The 21238-nt window shown below is 37.7% G+C and carries 21 protein-coding genes and 1 riboswitch; of the genes, 15 read left to right on the top strand and 6 right to left on the bottom strand.

Annotation, left to right across the window (positions count from 1 at the left end; translation table 11 throughout):
- Positions 1-25: 25 nt before the first annotated feature.
- Positions 26-175, bottom strand: coding sequence for a hypothetical protein (locus tag MUN42_RS04895; RefSeq protein WP_243343331.1), 150 nt, complete (start codon positions 173-175; stop codon positions 26-28).
- Positions 176-312: 137 nt separating this feature from the next.
- Here MUN42_RS04895 and MUN42_RS04890 point away from each other — a divergent pair, with 137 nt between their 5' ends.
- The 5 genes from MUN42_RS04890 (at position 313) to MUN42_RS04870 (ending at position 3053) form a co-directional block, all read left to right on the top strand.
- Positions 313-738 (top strand): flavodoxin, encoded by a 426-nt coding sequence (locus MUN42_RS04890; RefSeq protein WP_243343329.1) that lies wholly within the window; start codon positions 313-315, stop codon positions 736-738.
- A complete protein-coding gene (locus MUN42_RS04885) occupies positions 738-1316 on the top strand; it encodes a DUF3793 family protein (protein ID WP_243343328.1) in 579 nt (192 codons plus the stop codon). Before MUN42_RS04890 ends, MUN42_RS04885 begins: the two co-directional genes overlap by 1 nt.
- A gap of 105 nt (positions 1317-1421) precedes the next feature.
- On the top strand, positions 1422-1952 hold the full coding sequence (rnmV, locus tag MUN42_RS04880) for a ribonuclease M5 (protein WP_243343327.1): 531 nt from the start codon (positions 1422-1424) through the stop codon (positions 1950-1952).
- Positions 1949-2788: a 16S rRNA (adenine(1518)-N(6)/adenine(1519)-N(6))-dimethyltransferase RsmA gene (gene rsmA, locus MUN42_RS04875; RefSeq protein WP_243343326.1), complete on the top strand. Its 840-nt coding sequence runs from the start codon at positions 1949-1951 to the stop codon at positions 2786-2788. Before rnmV ends, rsmA begins: the two co-directional genes overlap by 4 nt.
- 34 nt (positions 2789-2822) lie before the next feature.
- Entirely contained in the window at positions 2823-3053 is a 231-nt protein-coding gene (locus MUN42_RS04870) for a glutaredoxin family protein (RefSeq protein WP_243343325.1), read from the top strand.
- 46 nt (positions 3054-3099) lie between these two features.
- On the opposite strand, the gene MUN42_RS04865 is transcribed toward MUN42_RS04870, so the two are convergent.
- Positions 3100-3909 carry a hypothetical protein gene (locus tag MUN42_RS04865; protein WP_243343324.1) on the bottom strand — a complete coding sequence of 270 codons (810 nt, stop codon included), beginning with the start codon at positions 3907-3909 and terminating at the stop codon, positions 3100-3102.
- A 121-nt stretch (positions 3910-4030) separates the two neighbouring features.
- Between MUN42_RS04865 and MUN42_RS04860 the strand changes: the two genes are divergently transcribed.
- The 5 genes from MUN42_RS04860 to MUN42_RS04840 all read left to right on the top strand — a co-directional run bounded on the left by MUN42_RS04860 (position 4031) and on the right by MUN42_RS04840 (position 13081).
- Complete coding sequence (locus MUN42_RS04860; protein ID WP_243343323.1) at positions 4031-5464, top strand: UDP-N-acetylmuramoyl-L-alanyl-D-glutamate--2,6-diaminopimelate ligase; 1434 nt, start codon at positions 4031-4033, stop codon at positions 5462-5464.
- Positions 5461-6669: an aminoacetone oxidase family FAD-binding enzyme gene (locus MUN42_RS04855; RefSeq protein ID WP_243343322.1), complete on the top strand. Its 1209-nt coding sequence runs from the start codon at positions 5461-5463 to the stop codon at positions 6667-6669. Before MUN42_RS04860 ends, MUN42_RS04855 begins: the two co-directional genes overlap by 4 nt.
- Positions 6662-7954, top strand: coding sequence for an NAD(P)-binding domain-containing protein (locus MUN42_RS04850; RefSeq protein ID WP_243343321.1), 1293 nt, complete (start codon positions 6662-6664; stop codon positions 7952-7954). The genes MUN42_RS04855 and MUN42_RS04850 overlap by 8 nt, the downstream gene beginning before the upstream one ends.
- A gap of 269 nt (positions 7955-8223) precedes the next feature.
- Complete coding sequence (locus MUN42_RS04845) at positions 8224-10125, top strand: site-specific DNA-methyltransferase (RefSeq protein ID WP_243343320.1); 1902 nt, start codon at positions 8224-8226, stop codon at positions 10123-10125.
- 1 nt (position 10126) lies between these two features.
- On the top strand, positions 10127-13081 hold the full coding sequence (locus tag MUN42_RS04840; protein ID WP_243343318.1) for a type III restriction-modification system endonuclease: 2955 nt from the start codon (positions 10127-10129) through the stop codon (positions 13079-13081).
- 43 nt (positions 13082-13124) lie between these two features.
- Here the strand turns inward: MUN42_RS04840 and thiE are convergent, their stop codons facing one another.
- The 4 genes from thiE to MUN42_RS04820 all read right to left on the bottom strand — a co-directional run bounded on the left by thiE (position 13125) and on the right by MUN42_RS04820 (position 16436).
- Complete coding sequence (gene thiE, locus MUN42_RS04835) at positions 13125-13739, bottom strand: thiamine phosphate synthase (protein WP_243343317.1); 615 nt, start codon at positions 13737-13739, stop codon at positions 13125-13127.
- Positions 13732-14556, bottom strand: coding sequence for a hydroxyethylthiazole kinase (thiM, locus tag MUN42_RS04830; RefSeq protein WP_243343316.1), 825 nt, complete (start codon positions 14554-14556; stop codon positions 13732-13734). Before thiM ends, thiE begins: the two co-directional genes overlap by 8 nt.
- The gene (gene thiW, locus MUN42_RS04825) at positions 14540-15070 is read right to left on the bottom strand and encodes an energy coupling factor transporter S component ThiW (RefSeq protein ID WP_243343315.1); all 531 of its coding nucleotides are present in this window, start codon (positions 15068-15070) and stop codon (positions 14540-14542) included. The genes thiM and thiW overlap by 17 nt, the downstream gene beginning before the upstream one ends.
- 54 nt (positions 15071-15124) lie before the next feature.
- Positions 15125-15223, bottom strand: a riboswitch (TPP riboswitch).
- Positions 15224-15251: 28 nt separating this feature from the next.
- Positions 15252-16436, bottom strand: a complete 1185-nt coding sequence (locus MUN42_RS04820; protein WP_243343314.1) for an FAD-dependent oxidoreductase — start codon at positions 16434-16436, stop codon at positions 15252-15254.
- 109 nt (positions 16437-16545) lie between these two features.
- Here MUN42_RS04820 and MUN42_RS04815 point away from each other — a divergent pair, with 109 nt between their 5' ends.
- From MUN42_RS04815 to MUN42_RS04795, 5 genes are read left to right on the top strand one after another with little or no spacing between them, the layout of a single operon-like run.
- Positions 16546-17046, top strand: a complete 501-nt coding sequence (locus MUN42_RS04815) for a GNAT family N-acetyltransferase (protein ID WP_243343313.1) — start codon at positions 16546-16548, stop codon at positions 17044-17046.
- Positions 17043-19547: an ATP-dependent DNA helicase gene (locus tag MUN42_RS04810; protein WP_243343312.1), complete on the top strand. Its 2505-nt coding sequence runs from the start codon at positions 17043-17045 to the stop codon at positions 19545-19547. Before MUN42_RS04815 ends, MUN42_RS04810 begins: the two co-directional genes overlap by 4 nt.
- A gap of 40 nt (positions 19548-19587) precedes the next feature.
- Positions 19588-19914 (top strand): PadR family transcriptional regulator, encoded by a 327-nt coding sequence (locus tag MUN42_RS04805; RefSeq protein WP_243343311.1) that lies wholly within the window; start codon positions 19588-19590, stop codon positions 19912-19914.
- The gene (locus MUN42_RS04800; RefSeq protein ID WP_243343310.1) at positions 19911-20609 is read left to right on the top strand and encodes a pseudouridine synthase; all 699 of its coding nucleotides are present in this window, start codon (positions 19911-19913) and stop codon (positions 20607-20609) included. Before MUN42_RS04805 ends, MUN42_RS04800 begins: the two co-directional genes overlap by 4 nt.
- A gap of 12 nt (positions 20610-20621) precedes the next feature.
- Positions 20622-21230, top strand: a complete 609-nt coding sequence (locus tag MUN42_RS04795; protein WP_243343309.1) for a sugar transferase — start codon at positions 20622-20624, stop codon at positions 21228-21230.
- Positions 21231-21238 lie beyond the last annotated feature (8 nt).

Genomic DNA, 21238 nt, shown 5'->3' with positions numbered 1-21238 from the left:
TTGTAATAGAGGTTTCTTTTGTATTTTAAATATATATATAGGCATATAAAAAACTATTTAAATTGCTCAAATAATTGTCTATATTCCCTACAGACTCAAGGCAAGAGGTGCAAACTTCATTAAGGATAAGGCATGAGCCATCCAGGGCATCTCCTATGTTAATAAAATCTTCCATAAACCCTCCTTTATAAAAGAATACGATATATTTTTGATATAATTCTATGTCTACGTCTATTATAATAAAAGCGAAAATGATAGTCAATATCATTTTACTTAATCTTAATCATTAATTCTTAAAAAAGAGGAGGAGATATGAAAGTAAATATTATATATTGGTCAGGCACAGGTAACACCGAATCCATGGCAGATGCTATAGGAGAAGGTGCGAGGGAAAAAGGAGCTGATGTAAAGCTTATAAGTGTAAGTGAGGCAAGCCTTGATGATGTAAAGGAAGCAGACAGAGTAGCCTTTGGTTGCCCAGCCATGGGTCAAGAAGAACTCGAAGAAGACGAGATGAGACCTTTTATGGATGATGCCAACAAGGAAATATCTGGTAAGGAGGTCCTACTCTTTGGATCCTACCAATGGGCAGAAGGCGAATGGATGGAAAAATGGGTTGAAGAAGTTAAAGCAACAGGAGCTAAGCTCATTAAGGAAGACGGCCTCATAGCCTACGATAGCCCAGATGATAGCGCCATCGAAGAATGTAAAGAAATAGGAAGGAAGCTAGGAGAATAATGCCAGTAGGCTACCTACTGGATTTCTACAGCAAACTTGATGACTTTAAGGACCTAGATTATCTCATCTCCATATTAAAATTCAATCTAGCACCCTTAATTCACAAAAAAAAGCTTGGCAGCCTTATATCTTTGACAAATAACAAGAGAAGACTAAAAGACCTCTGGGATAAGCAAAAGGACTATATAGGAAAGCTTCTTGACCTCTATTTTTATGAACTCAAAGTAGAAGAAGACAGGGTTCTCATATATTTCTATAGGGAAGAAAGGCTAAGAAAAAAATTAAATGAAAAAAATATAAAACTTTTTCTAGAATCTTATGGTTATAAAGACCTCTCCAAACCAAACGAATATTTTATAATCCTAAAAGAAAGATTTAGCCAGACTTGCCCGGTAGAAATAGGAGTCTTCCTCGGATATCCTCTAGAAGACATTATTTTTTTTAACAGGTCAAGCAAAAATTATAAGTGCTTAGGCTATTGGAAGTGTTTCAATAATGAACAAAGAGCTTTAAGGACATTTAGAAAATACGATGCTTCCAAAATTTGTGAAATGAAAAAAATCTTACAGGCAGTATAGGTCCCTCGGTTATAACTGGGGGATTTTTCTTGTCCATATTTATTTGACTTCATCACTAGAAAAATATCAGTTTTTAAGTAGAATACTCTCATGGAAAGAGGATTTATGATAAAGGAAACTATAGTAGTTGAAGGAAAAGATGATATAGCCAATGTAAAAAGGGCTGTGGATTGTGAGATGGTTGCCACAAATGGCCTTAGCTTTGGCAAGGACTTGATTGATAGGCTCAAGGTAATTAACGAGAGGTGTGGGATAATAATCCTGACTGACCCTGACTATGCTGGCAAAAAGATCAGGGCGAGGATTGCAAGACACATCCCCACTGCCAAGCACGCCTATATTGATAGGAAGAGCGCCATAAAGAAGGGAGACCTGGGGGTAGAAAATGCTGACCCTGAGGTAATAATAGAAGCCCTAAAGAGGGCCAAGGCAGAAGTAGCTGAGAAGAGGGAAGAGTTTGTTATGGCTGACCTCGTAAAGGCAGGTCTATCAGTGGGAGATGATAGTAAGAAAAGACGCCAAAGGCTGGGAGATATCCTGGGGATAGGATATTTTAATTCCAAGCAACTTCTAGCCAAGCTAAATTCCTTTGGCATAAGCCGTGAAGAGTTTGATGAAGCGGTAGGTAAACTATGAAAAAACTATATTCACCCAAAACTGTAAGAGAGATAATGGACCTTTATGGCTTTAAATTTTCCAAGTCCCTGGGGCAAAATTTCTTGGTAGACAAGAACTTTGTTGACAAGATTGTAGATGCTGCCGATGTAAAAAATCAAAATGTAATTGAGATAGGGCCAGGAATAGGGACAATTAGCTATGAGATGGCAAAGCTTGCCAAGAAGGTCCTAGTTATTGAGATAGACGATTCCCTCATCCCAATCCTAGAAGAGAACCTGGGAGACTTTTCTAATGTCAAAATCATCCATCAAGATGTCCTTAAGTGTGATTTTAACCAACTAGTCGAGGAAGAATTTGGTGGGGAGGACTTTAAGGTAGTATCCAACCTCCCTTATTATATAACTACACCAATTATAGAAAAGCTCATAGAGGGAAGAAGCCCAAGTGATATGACCATTATGGTCCAAAAGGAAGTAGCTGATAGGATGCTAGCTGATGAAAATGACAAGGAGTATTCGTCCCTCTCAGTCTTTATAAAATTCTATGCAGATGCCAAAAAAATCACCAATGTCCCTAAGTCAGTCTTTATGCCTAAGCCAAAGATTGATAGTACAGTCCTTAGGCTAAGTCTTAGAAAATATGATGAAAAAGTAGATAGGGATAGGCTCTTTGCCCTAGTCAAGGCAGGCTTTAACAAAAGAAGAAAAACTATCCTTAATTCTCTATCAGACCTTTATCCAAAGGATACATTAAGTTTAGCTTTTGAAAAAGTGGGTATAAATAAAAGGCAAAGGGCAGAGAACCTGTCCTTGGATGATTATATTAATCTAACCAATGTTCTTAATTCAAAATAATTGGGTATATAAATATAAAAGGAGAGGATAAATTATGTCAGATATTAAAATTTACACATCAAGCACTTGCGTATTTTGTAAGGCAGCAAAACAATTCTTTAATGATAACAATATAGACTTTACAGAATACAACGTAGATGACGACAAAGACGCTGTAGACTACCTAGTAAGTAAGGGCTACAGGGGAGTACCTGTTATAAATATTGACGGGGAAGACATCGTAGGCTTTGATAAAGAAGCTATTGAAGAAAAATTAGGACTATAAAAATAGTCATACAAAAGAAGGCCGGCTATGCCGGCTTTTAGCTTACTTATTTTTCAATTTCTATACTTTGAATTTTGCTATTAAAGGCAGTTAGTGTTATAAGATAAGAATCACTAGTACTTATATAATATTTTTTGCTTGGATTAGATTTGTTTTCACTATCTTCCGTGAGGGCGTGTTTTTTAGCCACATCAATTATGGAATCTTCCAAATGGATACCCATGACTTCAAAGTCCCTATTGTTATTTATCATGGAAATTTTAATCTTATCGATCTCAGTATTTTCATCTATATTATTAGATTCATAGAAGGCTTCTATTAGGTAGTATTCCTTGTAGACCTTGTTGTTTTCGCCATCAGTAAACCAGGTTGGCTTTAGCCTTTGGCTGGCGCCGGTCTTTTTGATTATTGCTTTCTTTTCACCATCCCTAAGGTTATAGTCAAAGCCATCATCCAAAAAGTCCTTGATAGTAAGGGGCATCTTGTAAAGGTCACCCTCTATAATAAAGGAGCTATCTAGCTTGTTGGCTGTGGAATAACCATAGTCAGGGGCCTGGTCGGTGTAGGGATTTTCGACTGACTTAAGGAAGGTCTCAGTACCTAGTAAAATTGGGTAGGTAAAGATTAGGAGAATGTTTAAGACCAAAAAGACCAAGGTATGGTCCCTAAAGTCTCTATTGACCCCGTCTATCAGGGCAGAAATAGATCCTACAAGTCCTAGACCAAAGGATAGGAAAGAAACAAGCTTTAGGGGCCTATCTATGCCCAATATATTTATGTATGAATATCTAAAAATAAATCCTATGACAATCGAAATTAATCCTAGGATTAGGGTTACTTTGTAAATTTTTTTCATAATTATTTTTCCTCTCCTATATTTTACCAAAAATTGGAGGGCTTGTATATTGAATTAATGAAAAAGAGGCCTGTTAAGGTAAAATGTTTTAAGAAAAGTATTAATATCGAAAGGATAAAATTTGAAAAGATTTAGAGACTTACTTGAAAATATTGACCATGTATCCTACGTGGATGCTGGCAATTTTCCTATAAATTATGTAAATAACAATTCCAAAAAGATAGGGGACAATGATATATTTGTAGCTGTCAAGGGAAGCCTAGCTGATGGCCACAAGTATATCGACTCAGCTATAGAGGCTGGCAGCAAGATTATAGTCCACCAAGATGAGGTTGTTAAGAGGGAAGGGATATCCTATATCAGGGTCGGAGATAGCCGCAAGGCCCTAGCCCAAGTATCAAACTTCCTTACAGGAAATCCATCAAGCAAGATAAATATGGTGGCAGTAACAGGGTCTAATGGCAAGACCACGACCTCTAGGCTTATATCCTACCTAACTAGTAAATTGGTAGGTAAGTCCGGATCTATTGGGACTAATAACGCTATCCTTGATGGGGAGCTTATTCCAACAGCCAACACCACCCCAGATATCTGTGAAATAAATTTGATCTTGGAAAAGGCCCTAGCAAAGGGGATAGAGAATATGGCAATCGAGGCATCTTCCCATGGCCTTAGCCAAAAAAGGCTTTATGGGGTAGACATAGACTACGGGATTTTTACCAACCTATCAGAAGAACACCTCGACTACCACAAGACCATGGAGAATTATTTTGAGGCAAAGATGATTCTCTTTGACCAAGCCAAGCACACTATTGCCAATATAGATGATTCTTATGGTAAGAGGGCCAAGGACCTTTATCCTGATACAATAACCTTTGCTATCAACAATGAAGAGGCTGACTTTAGGGCAGAAAACCTAGTAAAAGAAGATAATAAGATTAAATTTTCCCTAAGGGGCGTAGACTTTACCCTAAATACAATCGCAGACTATGAAGTCTATAATACCCTTGCAGCTGCAAGCCTTCTTTCTCTGATGGGCTATCCTATGGAAGATATAAGAGATGGAGTAGAGTCCTTCCCTGGAATAAAGTCTAGGTTTGAATATATTGAAAATAATTTGGGTATCAATATAATCCTAGACTTTGCCCATACGCCTAGGGCCTTTGAGGCAGTCTTTAGGGCTGTCCCAGATGGAATTCAAAAGATAGCAGTCTTTGGAATAAATGGGGATAGGAATAGGAACTTTAGGAAGCTTATTGGAAGGACCTGTGCCGATAACCATGTCCTCGCAGTCCTAACCACAGATGATCCTAAGTTTGATAAGGTTCAGAATATCAACGGCCAAATCATAGAGGGGATAGAAGAAGGCGAGGGTCAATATGTAGTCAGAGAAGATAGGGATAAGGCCATGGAATACGCCTTTAGCCATGCCGACAAGGGGGCCTATGTCTTTTTACTTGGTAAGGGGGAAGAAAATTTCATTAAGTTTAAGGGAAATGAGAAAACCCCTTATAGCGAGAGGGAGACCATAAGAGAGGTCCTAGGTAGGCTATGAAAGTTTTTGTACTAGGAGGAGGAGTAGCGGGCCTAGCCTTTGCAAGCCTTGGGAGAGACCTTGATATAAGTGTCATAGATAAAAATAAAGAAGCTGGCAGGAAGCTCCTTGCTACAGGTAATGGAAGGTGCAACTTTACCAACCAAAACTTCGGCATGGACTTCTACCAAAGTGATAATAAGAACTTCCCCAAGAAGGCCCTAGAAGCCTTCACCAATAGGGACCTCATAGATTACTTTTATAGGCTTGGGATAGATTCGACCTACCTTCCTTCAGGGAGGACCTATCCTACAACCATGTCAGCCAAGACTGTGAGGGACATCCTCTACCTTGAAGCTAATAAAAACGCAAGCTTTATCTTTGATGAAGAAATAAAAGATATTGACCTAAGAAAGAAGCTTTTGATAAGTGAGAATAACAAGTACAAGTATGATATCCTAGTTATAGCAAGTGGGGGAATAAGCCTTCCCAAGTCTGGGTCAGATGGGAGCGTTTTTAAGATCCTAAGAGAAGAAATCCCAGTAAGGAAACTTACCTATGCCATAACCAACTACAAGACCAAGGAAAAATTTTCCAAAAAAGCCAAGGGGACCAAGATAACTGGCAAGGTTAGTCTCTTTGTGGATAATAAATTCATCAAGGCCTCCATAGATGATCTTATCTTTCAGGACTATGGTCTCACAGGAACATCGATTTTTAATATATCAAATGAGATAAGCCTTGCCCTAAGGGATAGGAAGAAGGCCCATGTCCTAGTTGACTTTTTCCCGAATTATAGCAAGAAGGACCTAGGAAAAAGACTAGGGGACTTACTTGAGAGAAATCCTAATAGGAAAATTAGTGAGATTTTGCTTGGCCTACTAAATGAAAGGATAATTAGCGATATTCTTAAAAGATCATCTATTGCAGATGATAAAAAAGCAAATAAAATAAGTAATGGAGATATGGATACCTTGTTAAGAAACTTGAAAACAATGAAGTTTACTATAGAAGATATCCACGATAAGACCAATGCCCAAGTTAGCCTGGGAGGATTTGATACCAAATTTGTAGACAAGACTACCATGAAGTCCAAGATCTACGATGATGTCTATATCATAGGGGAAGCCTTGGATGTAGCTGGTTCTTGTGGAGGCTATAATATACAGTGGGCATTTTCATCAGCAATAGCTGCTGTTAAGAGTATAAGGAGTTTAAATGTTTAAAATAAATAGAGAACTAAAGGAAATGAAGGATAATGGCGATAGCATAAAGCTTGCTATTATCGGTTGTGGCAAGATGGGATCGTCCCTCATAAGTCAGCTTTCAAAAATAGATGCCATGGAAGTGAAGCTTGTAGTAGATAGGACCCCACAAAAGGCCATCAAGGCCCTAGTCAATTCTGGAGTTAGTGAAGACAAAATAATCTTTACAGATGACTACAACGAAGGCTATGAAGTCCTAGAAAAGGGCTACATTTGCGTATCTACCAATTATAGGTTGCTTTACAAACTTATGCAAATAAATGCAGTCATAGACTGCACAGGAAACCCTCCTTTTGGAGCTGTTATAGCTAGAAAGACCATCCAATACCACAAGCACATGATATCCTTCAATGTAGAATGTGATGCAGTAGTAGGACCAGTCCTTGCAGATATGGCCAAAAAATCTGGTGTAGTCTACACAGGAATTCTCGGAGATGAGCCAGGAGCTATAATCGACCTAGTAGACTATGCCTATGGAATGGGACTTGATGTCTTGGTAGCAGCCAAGGGCAAGAATAACCCATTAGACAACTACGCAACCCAAGAATCCTTGGCTGAAGAAGCTAGGAAAAAGGGCCTTGCCCCAAAGATGCTCACATCATTTGTAGATGGAACCAACACCATGCTAGAGCTAAACTCTGTAGCCAATGCCATAGGATTCTTACCTGATACCTTCGGCTGCCATGGCATACCAACAAGCCCAGAAAGTGCAGTAGAAGACTTCAGACTCAAAAAAGACGGGGGAGTCCTATCCCACTATGGAGTAGTAGAATTCTCACGTGGAATGGCACCAGGAGTATTTATAATAGTAACTAGCGAAAAAGAAGACGTAAGAGACCTTATGAAATTCCTAGGCTTTGGAGATGGGCCAAACTACCTACTCTACAGACCTTACCACCTAACAAGCCTAGAAACACCAATCACAATCTATAAGGCAGTAGTAGAAAACGAAGCCTCAATAGAACCCCTCCACGGCCAAGTAGCAGACACAGTAGCCATAGCCAAGAGGGATATACGAAAGGGCGAGAGACTAGAAGGAGTGGGATCTGACACAGTCTTTGGCAAACTAACAAGCCACGCAAGAACCATAAAAGAAGACCTCTTGCCAATAGCCCTAATCACAGACAAAACCATAGCCACAAGGGACATAGAAAAAGACACAATCATAGACATGTCCATGGTCCAACTAGACGAAAAAGCAACAATCACAAGACTAAGAAGAAGACAAGATTCCATGAAACTTTAAAGAGAGGCCGGTGGCCTCTTTTTTGTGGGAGGTTTAATCCTTGATAGTTTTTATACTTACTTCATTAAATATTTCCTAAACTTTGATTCATAAAAAATTTTCTATTAGATACATCAGATAGGTAGCCTTAATACTTTATTAAAGATTAGCTAGTAAAAATTGGTATAGTGGTATAGAAAACATGCTAGTATAAAGCTATTATGAGATTGAGCAATTGATTTATATATTAAATTATAGAGTATCAAGAGAGTACATAATGGAGGAAGCGGATGATAGGCAATAATATCGAAGAGAATTTAGAAAAGAAACCAAACAGTAGAGAAATTGAAAAATTAAAAAATGAATTTCCACAGTTTTTTGATAAGGACGGGGAATTTTTAGTAGATAGATTTAAGGAAATGCTTAAGCAAAGCGATATTACACTTAACAAAGAAGGCTATGAACTTAAATTTTTAGGAAAGTCCTATGCAAGATACCTATCCTCTACCAAGACAGAAACATTTGTAGCCCCACATACAGAAGAAAATCAAAAAGAAGAAAATAAAGATAGTGAGAACTTATATATAATCGGAGATAATTTAGATGCCCTTAAACACCTCCTAGGATCATATGGAGGGAAAATCAAGTGTATTTACATAGATCCACCCTATAACACTGGCTCTGATGGCTTTGTCTATCCTGATAACTTTTCTTTTGATGCGAAAAAATTAGCAGAGATGATAGGAATAGAAGAAGATGAAGCAGAAAGAATTATTAATCTAAAGGGGAAGAGTTCCCATTCTGCCTGGCTTACCTTTATGTATCCAAGACTTATCCTTGCCAGGGAACTCCTCTCTGATGATGGGGTTATCTTTATTTCTATAGATGATAATGAACAGGCTAATTTGAGACTTATGTGTGATGAGATTTTTGGGGAAGAGAATTTTGTGGATACACTGATCTGGAAAGGAAAAGGCGGAGGTCAAGATTCTACATTTTATGTTAAATCATATGAATATATTTTATGTTATGCAAGGAATATTTCGGAGTTTAAGTTGTCAACTTATGAAATTGAAGAAGATGATAAAAGTTTTAATTATTACGATGAAGAAAGAAAATTAAAATATAAACGTCAGCTAGCAAGAAAATGGGGTTCTAATGCTCGACGTGAAGATAGACCTAATTTATATTTTCCGGTTATTGCTCCTGATGGTACGGAAGTATACCCCCGTCTTTCAGATGGTACAGATGGAAGCTGGAGACATAATAGATTAAGACTCCAACGTGAAATTGAAAATGGAGAATTTGAATTTATAAAGAACAAAGATAATGAATGGATACTTTACCAAAAAATATTTGCAAGTAAAGATGGGAAAAAAGTCAAAAAATTTACGAATATCATAGAAGATGTATCATCAGGTGCAGGAACTAAGTCTTTAAAAGATCTATTTGATGGAATTTCTTACTTTGATTATCCGAAGCCTGTTAGTTTAATTAAGAAGTTAATATCTATGATTGATGATGAATTTATTGTCTTAGACTTCTTCTCTGGCTCAGCCACCACAGCTCATGCAGTTATGCAATTAAATGCAGAAGATGGTGGCAATAGAAAATATATAATGGTTCAATTAGCAGAAGAAATTAAAGAAAATAAGCCTGCCTATAAGGCTGGTTACAGGACTATTGATGAAATAGGACGTGAGAGGATAAGAAGAGCAGCCCAAAAGATTAAAGATGAGACTGGGGCAGATATTGATTACGGCTTCAAGACCTATTCATTGGAAGAGCTAGATGAAGATACATTGACAAAGCTTGACTATTTTGATGACAATCCAAAGCTAATAGTAGATGATATGGTTGGTATTTTTGATACTGAAAATGCTAAGGGCAAGGATGCGATTTTAGCAACTTATCTTGTCCTAGATGGCTATGGTTTGAGTGTAAATCCTGAAAGTTATAAATTAGATCAATATACAGCAGATAAGCTAGAAAAGAGCCTCTATATTATTGACCAAGGCTTACAATCTACTGATGTAATGGAGCTTATAAGAAGGATTGAGTCTCTAGAATTAGATATTACAAGGGTCGTTGTTTATGCACAATCAATAGACTTTAGCGTTATGAACGAATTAAAGAAAAATCTTTCTAATTTAAGAAACAACAAGACAGTAGAATTGATTGAGAGGTATTAGGATGGGAATTAATTTAAGTATCTTACCTCATCAGACAGAATGTATACAGAGGGTAAGCCAAGTATTTGATGGGGTTAGTATAAGGGCTAGTGAAGATATTTTTGCAAATCCTATCTTTGACCCTTCTGATAGCAAACTTTTAAATAATATAAAAGATGTACAAGAAAATTTTGACGGTAAGGCCATAGCAAAAGATTTACGTACGAGAGTAGATGACAATTTTGGCCTTGATGTTCGTATGGAAACTGGTACTGGAAAGACTTATTGTTATACTAGGCTTATGTATGAGTTAAATAAAAGATATGGCTTTCACAAGTTTATAATCTTGGTACCAACTACTCCCATAAAGGAAGGGACTAAGTCTTTTATAGAATCAGACTATGCAAAGGCTCATTTTGCTGACCTATATCCTGACAAAAGAATATCCTTATCCGTCCTAAATGCACAAAAAAAGAAAAAAGGTAGAAAGATGTTTCCTCAAGCAATTTCAGATTTTGCTAGAGGAAGTATTTTAGAGAAAAGTACAATAAACACCTTACTTATGTCAAGTGGTATGCTTTTATCAAAAAAGACCATGGATGATGAATACGATCAAACTTTGTTTGGGACATTTTCTAATCCCTATGATACATTGAAAGCAACTAGACCAATAGTAATAATCGATGAACCCCATAAGTTTAAGAGAGAAAATAAAGCTTATAAGACACTGATAGATAGGATAGCTCCTCTTTGTCTAATAAGGTTTGGTGCAACCTTTCCTAATCTTTCTAAGTCTGATCAAAAAGACTACAACAATCTTGTTTTTAATCTAGGGTCATTGGAAGCCTTTAATAGCAATTTAGTTAAAGGTGTAGCTACTCAAATGATCGAACAGGAAAGTTTGAATGATACAAAGATAAAACTTTTAAATATCATCAATTCTCCAAAGTCTTGTGTACTTAGGAATGAAAAAAATGGCAAGACTTACACACTTAAGGTAGGGGATTCGCTTTCTATAATTGATGACGAGTTTGGCGGGATTTCTATTAGTGCTATTGGAAAGACAGAAGATGAAGATATTAAGAAAGGAGTGACTCTCTCTAATGGTCAGATTTTAGTTAAAGGTGATCAAATTTATGCTGGAATATATGGAAATACTTATCAAGAGCTCATGATAAAACAAGCGATTGAAAATCATATAGAACAGGAAAGAGAGAACTTTTTTAGGGAAAGAAAGATTAAAACTTTATCCTTATTTTTCATTGACTCTATATATTCTTATAGGGGAGAAGATGGGGATGGTTATTTAAGGAAAAAGTTCCAAGACTTGTTGAAGGAAAAGCTTGAAGAAGAAAAAAATAAATATTCTTCGTCTGATAGAGAAATTGAAAAAGAATATGTAAGTTTTATAGAAAGTTCTCTAGAAGATATTTCATCAACTAATGGAGGATATTTTGCTGAGGATAATTCAACTGCTGATGAGGATATTCAAAAAGAGGTTGATCAAATATTGAGAGATAAGCAAAGTCTATTGTCTTTTAAGGATGAGAAAGGAAATTGGAATACAAGAAGGTTTATCTTCTCTAAATGGACCCTACGTGAAGGCCGGGATAACCCCAATGTATTTCAAATCTGTAAACTTCGTTCTAGTGGATCTGAGATAAGTAAATTACAGGAAGTAGGTCGTGGACTTAGACTTCCAGTTGATGAATATGGAAATAGAATTTCAAATGAACAGTTTTATTTGACCTATCTTTTCGATTATTCAGAAAAAGACTTTGCCCAAAGTCTAGTTAATGAAATTAATAAAGATAGTAAAGTTGATGTGATGAATATCAATGCTAAACTCTCTAAAGTGGCAAAAGATAGAAAAATGGATGAGGATGATCTATTTATTGAACTTTTATATAATAAGTACATTGATAGGGGTGGAAATGTAAGGGTAGAAAATAAAGATAAATTCTTTGCTGAATATCCAGAGTTTAATACTGGCTTAGAAGAAAATAAGGTCATTGATAAAAATAAAAAAGATCAAGGCCTTGTCCATATTCGTAAGGATAAGTTTGATAAAATAAAAGATTTATGGAGAAAAATCAATAGAAAGTATTATTTGACTCTAGATGACATTTCAGAAGATGAGTTATATGATGCAGCACTAGATATTTTAAATAAGGGAATAAAGGAAGATTTCCTTGCTAAAACAATAGAGCAAAGAACAGAGATAGAAAATGATAGACTTGTAGCAAGGGAAAGTGTAGCGGGCTATTTTGTTCTTGATGAAGTTATTACTTATGGAGAATTTTTAAGAAAGATACAAAGAGCAACAGGTTTACCTGTAAAAATAATGCATAAGGCTTTATGTGCATACAATAAGACTAATTCAATAGGTAAGGATTTCTTTAATAGAAATTCACTTGCAAATTTTATTAGAGAGTTTGAAGTATGGTTTGAAACAAACTTTTTAAAAAGATTTTCTTATAAAGCTCTTGATGTGGATTCTTTGGAAACTGCCTTGACTGATATTAATGGAGAGGTTAAGGATAAAATTGTTCAAGGAAATGTTGGAATAATGAGAGATGATAATTTATATGTTCCTGAGAATTTCTTGTACGATAAGGTTATTTATGATAGTCCAAAAGAAAAAGATAATATCAAGGATAGTAATATTGATGAAGTTGTTGTCTTTGGTAAAATTCCTAGACGAAGTGTACAAGTACCCTTGTATTTTGGTGGTACAACAAGCCCAGACTTCATGTATGTGATTAAAAAAGATGGCAAGACAGAAATAAATTTTATTGTGGAAACTAAAGATGTAGATAAGAAATCTACTCTAAGAATGACAGAACAACTCAAGATAGATTCTGCCAAGAAATTTTTTGAAGCATTGAAGGAAGAAGGACTAGACGTTGAGTTTAGGAAGCAACTCAAAAATGATGATATGGTTACTATGATTAAAGGTATTTTAAAAAATCAATAATAATTTAAAGGCTATGAGTTTGAACCCTCACAGCCTTTTTTTCTTATAAGATATTTTCAATCCTCTCCTTCAATTCCTTGCTTGCCTTATAGACATCATCAGCATCCATTATTGCGCGAACTACGCAGATGCCGTCTGCTCCTGAATTTTTTAGGATATCTACATTGTCTATGTTTAGTCCTCCTATGGCGTAGACCGGAATGGTTATTTCTTTTTTGATGGTGCTTAGGGTTTCTACGCTTGTTCTTTTGGTTTTGACGTGGGTTTTGGTTTCGAAGATTGCTCCTACTCCTAGGTAGGAAGCTCCTTGGTTTTTTGATTCCTTGGCAGCTTCAACTGATTTGGCTGTTGCTCCTATTATTGCGTCAGGGCCTAGAAGTTTCCTACAAAGCTCTACTGGCATATCTTCTTTTCCTACATGGACTCCACATCCTAGAGCCCAGGCTAGGTGGACCTTGTCGTCTATAAGCATAGGGACATGGTAGGCATCGCAGAGATTTTTTATTTTTTTGCCTAGGTCTAGGATTTGTCTATCTGGCCTATCTTTTTCTCTTAGTTGAAGGATATCGACTCCACCCCTTAGGGCAGCTTCGATTCTTTGAAGGAATTCTTCTTCGCTATATTTATCTGAATTTGTTACTAGGTATAATTTACTCATAGGTCCCCCATTCTATATTTGCTTTATATATTAGTGTTTCATTATCTATGCTCCCAATATTATCCATTAGTTCTACAAAAAAGCTATAAGGTTTTTTGGATTTTGCGTCTTCTGCTGAGATTTCTTCAATCAAGAGGGCAAGGATGGTGGCAGCTATTGGATTGGTTACGGCAAGGAAGGTCGAGATTAGTCCTGTTAGCATGCAACCTGTTGCAGTTAAGCTTCCTAGTTTGTCTGTTCCATTTTTTATATGGTAGTAGGTTTTTTCGCTTGCGAGGATATCGGTCTCTCCAGTTATTAGGACCTGGGTCTTATATTTTTTGCTAATCTCCCTTGCTAAGGTGGTTAAGTCTGCTATTGTATCTTGTCCTATCTTATCGGCTTCTCCTACATCGACTCCCTTGGCGTGCGACCTTTCTCCTCCTAGGGCAAGGATTTCTGAGCTATTGCCCTTGATTAGATCAAAGTGGTATTCGGCTAGGAGTTTTTTAGAAAAGTCTAGTCGAAGGGAACTTATGCCTACACCGACCAGGTCGATTATGACAGGGATATTTTCCCTATTGGCAATTCTTACAGCGATCTCCATGGCTTGTAGTCTTTCTTCTGTGATGTTACCCAGGTTAATTGATAGGCTATCTGTCCTTGGAACTATGTCTTCCATCTCCCTAGGATCCTGGGCGCAGATAGGAGATGCTCCCTGGAAGAGGATGGCATTGGCTAGCATATTCATGGCTATGGGATTGGTTATGGCATGGATGAGGGGCTTAGTCTCCCTAACTGCTTGTCTTACTTTGATTATATCATTTAGCTTGGTCATAGACTTGGATTCCTAGCTTTCTTTGGATTTTAATTAGGACTTTGGACTTTTGTAGGGTTTTTAGGAAGAGAAAGGCCACAGATCCTCCCATAATAGTTGCTATTAGGAAGGATGGTAGGTAGTAAAACCAGGTTATATCGCCATTTCCATAAAATAAGGCCATTACTGGGTAGGAGATTATAGCTCCGATGATGCCTGTGCCAATTATTTCTCCTACAACTGCTGCGAGGATTGACCCATTGCTTATCCTATAAAATATTCCTGATAGGCAGGCTCCAAAGACCTGACCTGTGAGGGCGAGGGGAGGAATAGCCATAAGGCTCATCCTTATAAAGGCTGTTAATATTCCGTTTAGCAAACTATACCAGGGTCCCATAAAGACCGAGCAGACTATGTTTATAAAGTGGGCTGTCGGCGCAAAGCCCTCAAACCTTAGGATAGGAGAAATGACTACTCCTATGGTTACAAACATAGACAAAAATACCATTACTAATAAGTTGTTTTGTTTTTTCATAGATGCTCCAATTACTTCTTCTACATAAAAAGAGACCCCAACCAGGGCCTCTAAGGTTCAATCTTATAGCTTTCTTACGCAGGCTCTAACCTAGTCAAGTTAAAAGGGTTGATGATCTTTCATCTCTCAGCTCTAGCACCCCTAGCTATTTATATTATAAACTTTTATAGATACATCGCAATTACTTGGCAAAGATTTCTTTTCCTAGCTTGGTTTCGCTTAGGTCTTTTCCATTAAAGACTATATCTTTTACATCGTTTTGGTAGGAGATGTCATTCCATAGGATGGCTCCTACATAATCCTCGTCTTTTTTGAATAACTTGTAAATCTTGCCGTCCTTGTCTACCTTTTCTTCTTCTATGCCTTCTCCACTATTAGCTCCTGCTGAAAATAGTTTGATAGGTCCTAATAGTAGGGCAGAGAATGGTTTTGGTTTTTGGTAGGTCTCAACTGATCCTGTCATATTAGCACCAGCAATCTTACCCATCTCTTGGCTTGCTGTCCAAAGACCGATAGTGAAGTTACCAATTTGAGCACAGTCTCCTGCACTATAAATAAATGGATATTCTTCGCTTTGGAGGTTATCCTTAACGATAATTCCCCTATCGGTAGGAAGAGCTGATTCCTTGGCTTCATTTATATTTGATCTTACTCCTGTTTGGACTAAGATGGCATCGGCTTCGATTTCTTCGCCATCGTCAAGCTTGATTCCTCTTACCCTGCCATCTTCTACTAGGATTTCGGAAGTGTTTTTGCCAGTTACGGTCTTTAGACCTTCTTCGTTTAGTTTTTCTTCTAGGATGGCTGATGTTTCCTTGTCTAGTTGCCTAGCTAGGAGGTAGTCGAAGGATTCGATAACTGTTACATCAAGTCCTGCATTTTTGGCACTGTGGGCTGCTTCTAGGCCAAGGATTCCTCCACCGATTACTACAAGTTTTTTCTTATCTTTTACATAGTCCTTGAAGGTTACTAGGTCATCTGATGTTCTAATGGCAAAGACGCCTTCTGCATCTATGTTTGTAATTGGTGGGACAAAAGCCCTAGCACCTGTGGCAAGGAGAAGTTTTTCAAATTCTTCCTCACTTCCATCAGAAAGGACAGCGACTTTCTTGTCTGGGTCGATTTTTTCTACCTTGACTCCTAGTTTTTGGTCAATTTTGTTTTCTGTGTACCAATTTTCCTTTTTGACTAGGATGTCTTCATTGGTAAAATCTTTGGAAATTAAGTCTGATAGTCTGGTTCTCCAGTAGGTTAGTTTATCTTCTGCTGATACTATTAGGATAGATCCTTCTGGATCAGCTTTTCTAATCTCGCCTGCTGCGCTTAGACCAGCTATACCATTTCCTATTATTAAATAATTATACATATTTCCCCCTTAAGGTATTTTCTTATCAATATTATACAGGATAGCCAAGTAATTACAAAGACAGACCCTCCCTATGGTATAGTAATAAAAAGGCAAAAGGAAGGTAGATATGGAGCTAAGATCTTTCAAAAAAGAAGATATGGATCAAGTTTTAAAATTAATCGACTTTGCTAGGGCCTCCCTAAGAAAAGACGGGGTAGACCAGTGGCAAAAGTCATCACCCAATAGGGACTTATTAAGAAGGCAACTTAGGGCTAAGGAAGGGATGGTCTTAGATGATAGGGGAGTCATCCAGGGCTATGGAGCCTTAAGCGAGAGCGAAGCCACCTACAATAGGTGGGAATATAAGTTTAGGGGAAAGGACTATTTTGTAGTCCACACCTTCATGGCCCACAAGGAAAATACTAAGGGGTTGGGTTCGATTTTTATGGAAAAAATTATAGCATTCGCCAGGAAAGAGGGCAAGGATAGCCTGAGGATAGATACCCACGAGGATAACTTCCGTATGAGGGGCCTACTTAATAAATTCGACTTTACCTACATAGGTCATATAGAAATAATGGAGGAGGGCAAGGCTAAGGATAGGATATGCTTTGAGAAAATTTTATGAAAAATATACACCAAGAGAAGATAATTAATGGAGCGAAACTTCCTGCTCTAGTTATAGCAGGACCTGGAACAGGTAAGACCCACACCCTGGTTGAGTATGTGGTAAATTCAATAAAAAAGGGAGATGTCAGGGCAAACAGGGTCCTAATAACGACCTTCACAAAAAAGGCTGCTAGAGAAGTAACTAGGAGGATCCTAGAAAGACTTAAGGAGGAGGGTCTTGATAGGGACCTATCCAATATGATGGTCGGTAACTTCCACTCCCTTGCCCTTGACTTTATAAGTAAATACAAGAACCTAGATGATGAATTTTTTACCGGAAAAATAATAGGAACTGAGGGTGAGGAGTTTTTAGTTAATGAAAATATAGAAAAATTTAGGGCCATAGAGGGTTACAAGACCTTTATCCAATACAATGACGCAAAGACCATCCTCGATATCTTTTCAGGAATAATTAATTCTGTAATTGACCCCCTTAGTCTAAAGGATTCAGATGATCCTAGGGAAGTCTTTGCCTATGAGGTCTATAGTACTTACGAAAAAATATTGAAGGACAAGGGCTTGATGAACTTCCAGCTTATTCTAAAGACCTTCCTCGATATCTTATCAGATGAAAAAAGAGGAGAAATGATAAGGGATAAGATTGACCTGGTTATAATCGATGAGTACCAGGATACCAACTTGATCCAAGAGAAGATAGCTATGAAGCTTACTAGAAATGGAAATATCATGGTTTTTGGTGATGATGACCAGGGACTCTATTCTTTTAGGGGAGCTGATGTAAATAATCTCCTTAACTTTGCTGATAGGTTTGAAGAATATTCCGGCAAGAAGGTTACTTCCTACAGGCTAGAGATAAATTATAGGTCCAATGACGAGATTGTAACAAGGGCCAAGGACTTTATTAAGGCTGCGACCAAGACCAAGAAGGACTTGATGGGACTGGGGGATAGGAATCCCAATTCCATAGTAAGGGCCAGGGCCAATGAGACAGATAATCTAATTAAGATTGTTAAGATTCTTGGAGAAAAAATCAACCTGGGTCAAATCGCCTTCCTCTTTCCAAGCTTTAATAATCCCTACCCCAAGGACCTAGAAGAAAGTTTCGAAAAGGCAGGGATAGGGGTCATAAACCGTAAGTCGGATAGGTTTTTCAACAATACTGAGATCGAGATATTGGTCTTTATTCTAACTTCCCTGGGAGGGATTTATCCAATCGACCTTGACTATAGTCCCTATACATACGAAGAGAGGAAATATTACGAATACAAGGCTTACCTCAAGGAAATCTACGATAAATATTCTTCTGATAGGGAGCTGTTGGACTTTATAAAGTCTATCAAAGAGGGGACTCTCATATCTGAGGTAATTTATAGGGCATTGGGCCTTTCCTTCTACCAGGACCTTAGGGATGAGAGGGGCTTTTCTAATATAGGGAAGTTTATGGGCCTTGGAGTTGATTATGATGAGCTAGTAGATAAGGATGAGGACTTTTTTAGGAAATTTATCAGCTCTTATCTTTATCTATACTTTAAGAATAAGGGCCTAAGTGAGTATGAAGAAGACTCCTATGACAAGGATGCAGTAAACTTTATGACCATCCACCAGGCCAAGGGCCTGGAGTTTGATGTGGTCTTTGTTTCATCTCTTAATGACTACCCTAGGTCTTCCTTTTCTTTTTTGGATAAGGATAGGAAGGATGATAAGGACCCTGAGTTGGATTTTTATAGGAAGTACTATACAGCCTTCACTAGGGCAAAAAAGCTCCTCGTTATCTTAGATAATTCTAGGGATGTACGTATTAAGAACTTTATGAGGGGACTTAATTCTGGGTCAGATATAAGAACTATTGATTTTCTTAGGAAGGACAGGGAAGAAGAAAAGAAAGTCCTAGCCTTTACTAGTGATATTGACCTCTATATGACTTGTCCTATGAAGTATAAGCTCATTAGGGAAAATAATTTTAGGATGGTCAAGACCGAGAGCCTCTACTTTGGGTCCCATATCCATGAATTGGTAGAGTATATTAATTCGGAAGTCTATGAAAAGGAAGACCTATACAAATTTTTGGTCAAAAATTCTGATTATTCTTTAAGTCTTTCAAACTACTTAGGAAGGAGCTTTGATGTTAGGGCTAGCGAAGTAAATTATAAGGCTGATAGGGACTTTTATATCCTCCAAGGAACTATCGACCTTTTATTGGAAGACTCTTCGATAATGGACCTTAAGACAGGAAATATCGATAAGGATAGCCTAGGCTCCTACAAGAACCAAGTCCTTACCTACAAGAACCTCCTAAGGCTTAACAAGGAAGAAGTTAATAAGACTTACCTCTACTTTGTAGAAAAGGATGAGCTTATAGAGGTAGAAGATGGAGGGATGGCCATTGATGAGATTGACTCTATCGCAAGAAAGATAGTTGATGGGGAGGACTTTGATAGGACCAAGGAGCCAAGCAAGTGTAAGCTTTGTCCATTCATCTATTATTGCAAGAGGTCTTGATTAGTGTCTACTTTGCTATACAATATAGGAAGGTGATATTATGATAGAAAGTCAAATGTTAAAGGGAGTTATAGACGGGATAATCCTCCACATTATAAAAAATAACGAAACTTATGGCTACGAGATAGTTGAAGAGTTAAAAAATAGTGGATTTTATACGATGACTGAAGGTACAGTATATCCTATACTCCTTAGATTATCCAAAAAAGGACTCATCCTAGGCGCCTACAAGAAGTCAAAGATAGGCCCAAAGAGAAAATATTATTATATAACAGCCAAGGGGCGAGATTATTTGGATGACTTTTATAAGTCCTACTATGAATTAGAGGAAGCAGTTAATAAGATACTCAAGAGAGGTCCACAATGAGATTAGATAAGATGATTGGAAATAGCGGCCTTGATAGTCGTAAAAATATAAAGAGAAATGCAAAAAAAGGAGCAATTATTGTAAATGGAGAAGTCGTAAAGGACACATCTATTGATGTGGATCCTGATGTAGACGAAGTTTACTATATGGGGGTTCCTGTAGATTATTTTGAAAATATCTACCTTATGATGAACAAACCCAAGGGAGTCCTATCAGCGACAGTCGATAGGGATGAGACGGTTGTAGACCTATTAGATGACTTTTATAGGAATCTAGATATAGGAATAGCCGGTAGACTTGATAAGGATACTAGAGGGCTTTTGATCTTATCAACTGATGGGAAATTTATCCACAAGGTAACAAGCCCTAATTCCAAAATATTTAAGACCTACGAGGTAGCGACACGTGATAAGATTGACCCAAGTCTAGTGGAGGTCTTTGCTGAGGGAGTCTATATCAAGGAAGATGATTATACAGCAAGACCAGCTGAGCTAGAAATAATTGATGATAAGAAGGCCTTGGTCAAGGTAAGCGAGGGGAAATTTCACCTGGTTAAGAGGCTATTTTCAAACAATGACAACGAAGTAGTAGAGCTTAAGAGGGTAGCCATAGGGGATTTAGCCCTCGATGTCCACCTGGCTGAAGGAGAATATAGGGAACTATCCGAAGAGGAACTTGGATTATTTGACCTATAAGTGGAGAAAGTTATGTATGAAAAGTATGTGAAAAATATAATGGATAGGATTCTAGCTGGCCTTGGCCTTATTGTCCTATCCCCAATATTTTTAATAACGGCTCTTGCTATTAAAATCGAAGATCCCAAGGGGAAGGTATTCTTCATCCAAGATAGGTCAGGGAGGGATAGCATCCCCTTTAAGTGCATCAAATTTAGGTCTATGAGGACAGATGCTCCTAAAAACCAAGCGACCTGGGCACTATCCAATGCCGAGTCCTATATAACCAAGGTGGGGGCCTTCATAAGAAAGACTTCCATTGATGAACTTCCCCAACTAATAAATATAGTGAAGGGGGATATGGCAATAGTTGGGCCAAGACCTGTTATTCTCAAGGAAAAAGAGTTAATAGAGCTTAGAGAAGAGTATGGGGCTTCAAGGCTTAGACCAGGGATTACAGGCCTTAGTCAAATATCAGGAAGGGACAACCTACCACCTGCCAAAAAGGCCAAGATTGATGGTCTCTATGCAGAGCATGTAACCTTCATCAACGACCTAAAGATAATCCTAAAAACCATCCCCCAAGTCCTATCATCAGAAGGCATTAGCGAGGGAGAAAAACAAGACGAAGAATTTAAGTAATGGATGAG

This window comes from Anaerococcus sp. AGMB09787, from assembly GCF_022808955.1.
GTDB lineage: Bacteria > Bacillota > Clostridia > Tissierellales > Peptoniphilaceae > Anaerococcus.
Note: the sequence above shows the minus strand (reverse complement) of the source record. Positions and strands in the feature narration are given on the sequence as shown.

What these genes read in the sequence shown, in the direction of transcription:
- thiE (WP_243343317.1), bottom strand. Translation starts at nt 13,739, where the DNA reads ATGAGTAAATTATACCTAGTAACAAATTCAGATAAATATAGCGAAGAA.
- MUN42_RS04845 (WP_243343320.1), top strand. Translation starts at nt 8,224, where the DNA reads ATGATAGGCAATAATATCGAAGAGAATTTAGAAAAGAAACCAAACAGT.
- MUN42_RS04850 (WP_243343321.1), top strand. Translation starts at nt 6,662, where the DNA reads ATGTTTAAAATAAATAGAGAACTAAAGGAAATGAAGGATAATGGCGAT.
- MUN42_RS04800 (WP_243343310.1), top strand. Translation starts at nt 19,911, where the DNA reads ATGAGATTAGATAAGATGATTGGAAATAGCGGCCTTGATAGTCGTAAA.
- MUN42_RS04855 (WP_243343322.1), top strand. Translation starts at nt 5,461, where the DNA reads ATGAAAGTTTTTGTACTAGGAGGAGGAGTAGCGGGCCTAGCCTTTGCA.
- MUN42_RS04865 (WP_243343324.1), bottom strand. Translation starts at nt 3,909, where the DNA reads ATGAAAAAAATTTACAAAGTAACCCTAATCCTAGGATTAATTTCGATT.
- MUN42_RS04890 (WP_243343329.1), top strand. Translation starts at nt 313, where the DNA reads ATGAAAGTAAATATTATATATTGGTCAGGCACAGGTAACACCGAATCC.
- rnmV (WP_243343327.1), top strand. Translation starts at nt 1,422, where the DNA reads ATGATAAAGGAAACTATAGTAGTTGAAGGAAAAGATGATATAGCCAAT.
- MUN42_RS04795 (WP_243343309.1), top strand. Translation starts at nt 20,622, where the DNA reads ATGTATGAAAAGTATGTGAAAAATATAATGGATAGGATTCTAGCTGGC.
- MUN42_RS04885 (WP_243343328.1), top strand. Translation starts at nt 738, where the DNA reads ATGCCAGTAGGCTACCTACTGGATTTCTACAGCAAACTTGATGACTTT.
- MUN42_RS04815 (WP_243343313.1), top strand. Translation starts at nt 16,546, where the DNA reads ATGGAGCTAAGATCTTTCAAAAAAGAAGATATGGATCAAGTTTTAAAA.
- thiW (WP_243343315.1), bottom strand. Translation starts at nt 15,070, where the DNA reads ATGAAAAAACAAAACAACTTATTAGTAATGGTATTTTTGTCTATGTTT.
- rsmA (WP_243343326.1), top strand. Translation starts at nt 1,949, where the DNA reads ATGAAAAAACTATATTCACCCAAAACTGTAAGAGAGATAATGGACCTT.
- MUN42_RS04820 (WP_243343314.1), bottom strand. Translation starts at nt 16,436, where the DNA reads ATGTATAATTATTTAATAATAGGAAATGGTATAGCTGGTCTAAGCGCA.
- thiM (WP_243343316.1), bottom strand. Translation starts at nt 14,556, where the DNA reads ATGACCAAGCTAAATGATATAATCAAAGTAAGACAAGCAGTTAGGGAG.
- MUN42_RS04805 (WP_243343311.1), top strand. Translation starts at nt 19,588, where the DNA reads ATGATAGAAAGTCAAATGTTAAAGGGAGTTATAGACGGGATAATCCTC.
- MUN42_RS04840 (WP_243343318.1), top strand. Translation starts at nt 10,127, where the DNA reads ATGGGAATTAATTTAAGTATCTTACCTCATCAGACAGAATGTATACAG.
- MUN42_RS04870 (WP_243343325.1), top strand. Translation starts at nt 2,823, where the DNA reads ATGTCAGATATTAAAATTTACACATCAAGCACTTGCGTATTTTGTAAG.
- MUN42_RS04810 (WP_243343312.1), top strand. Translation starts at nt 17,043, where the DNA reads ATGAAAAATATACACCAAGAGAAGATAATTAATGGAGCGAAACTTCCT.
- MUN42_RS04895 (WP_243343331.1), bottom strand. Translation starts at nt 175, where the DNA reads ATGGAAGATTTTATTAACATAGGAGATGCCCTGGATGGCTCATGCCTT.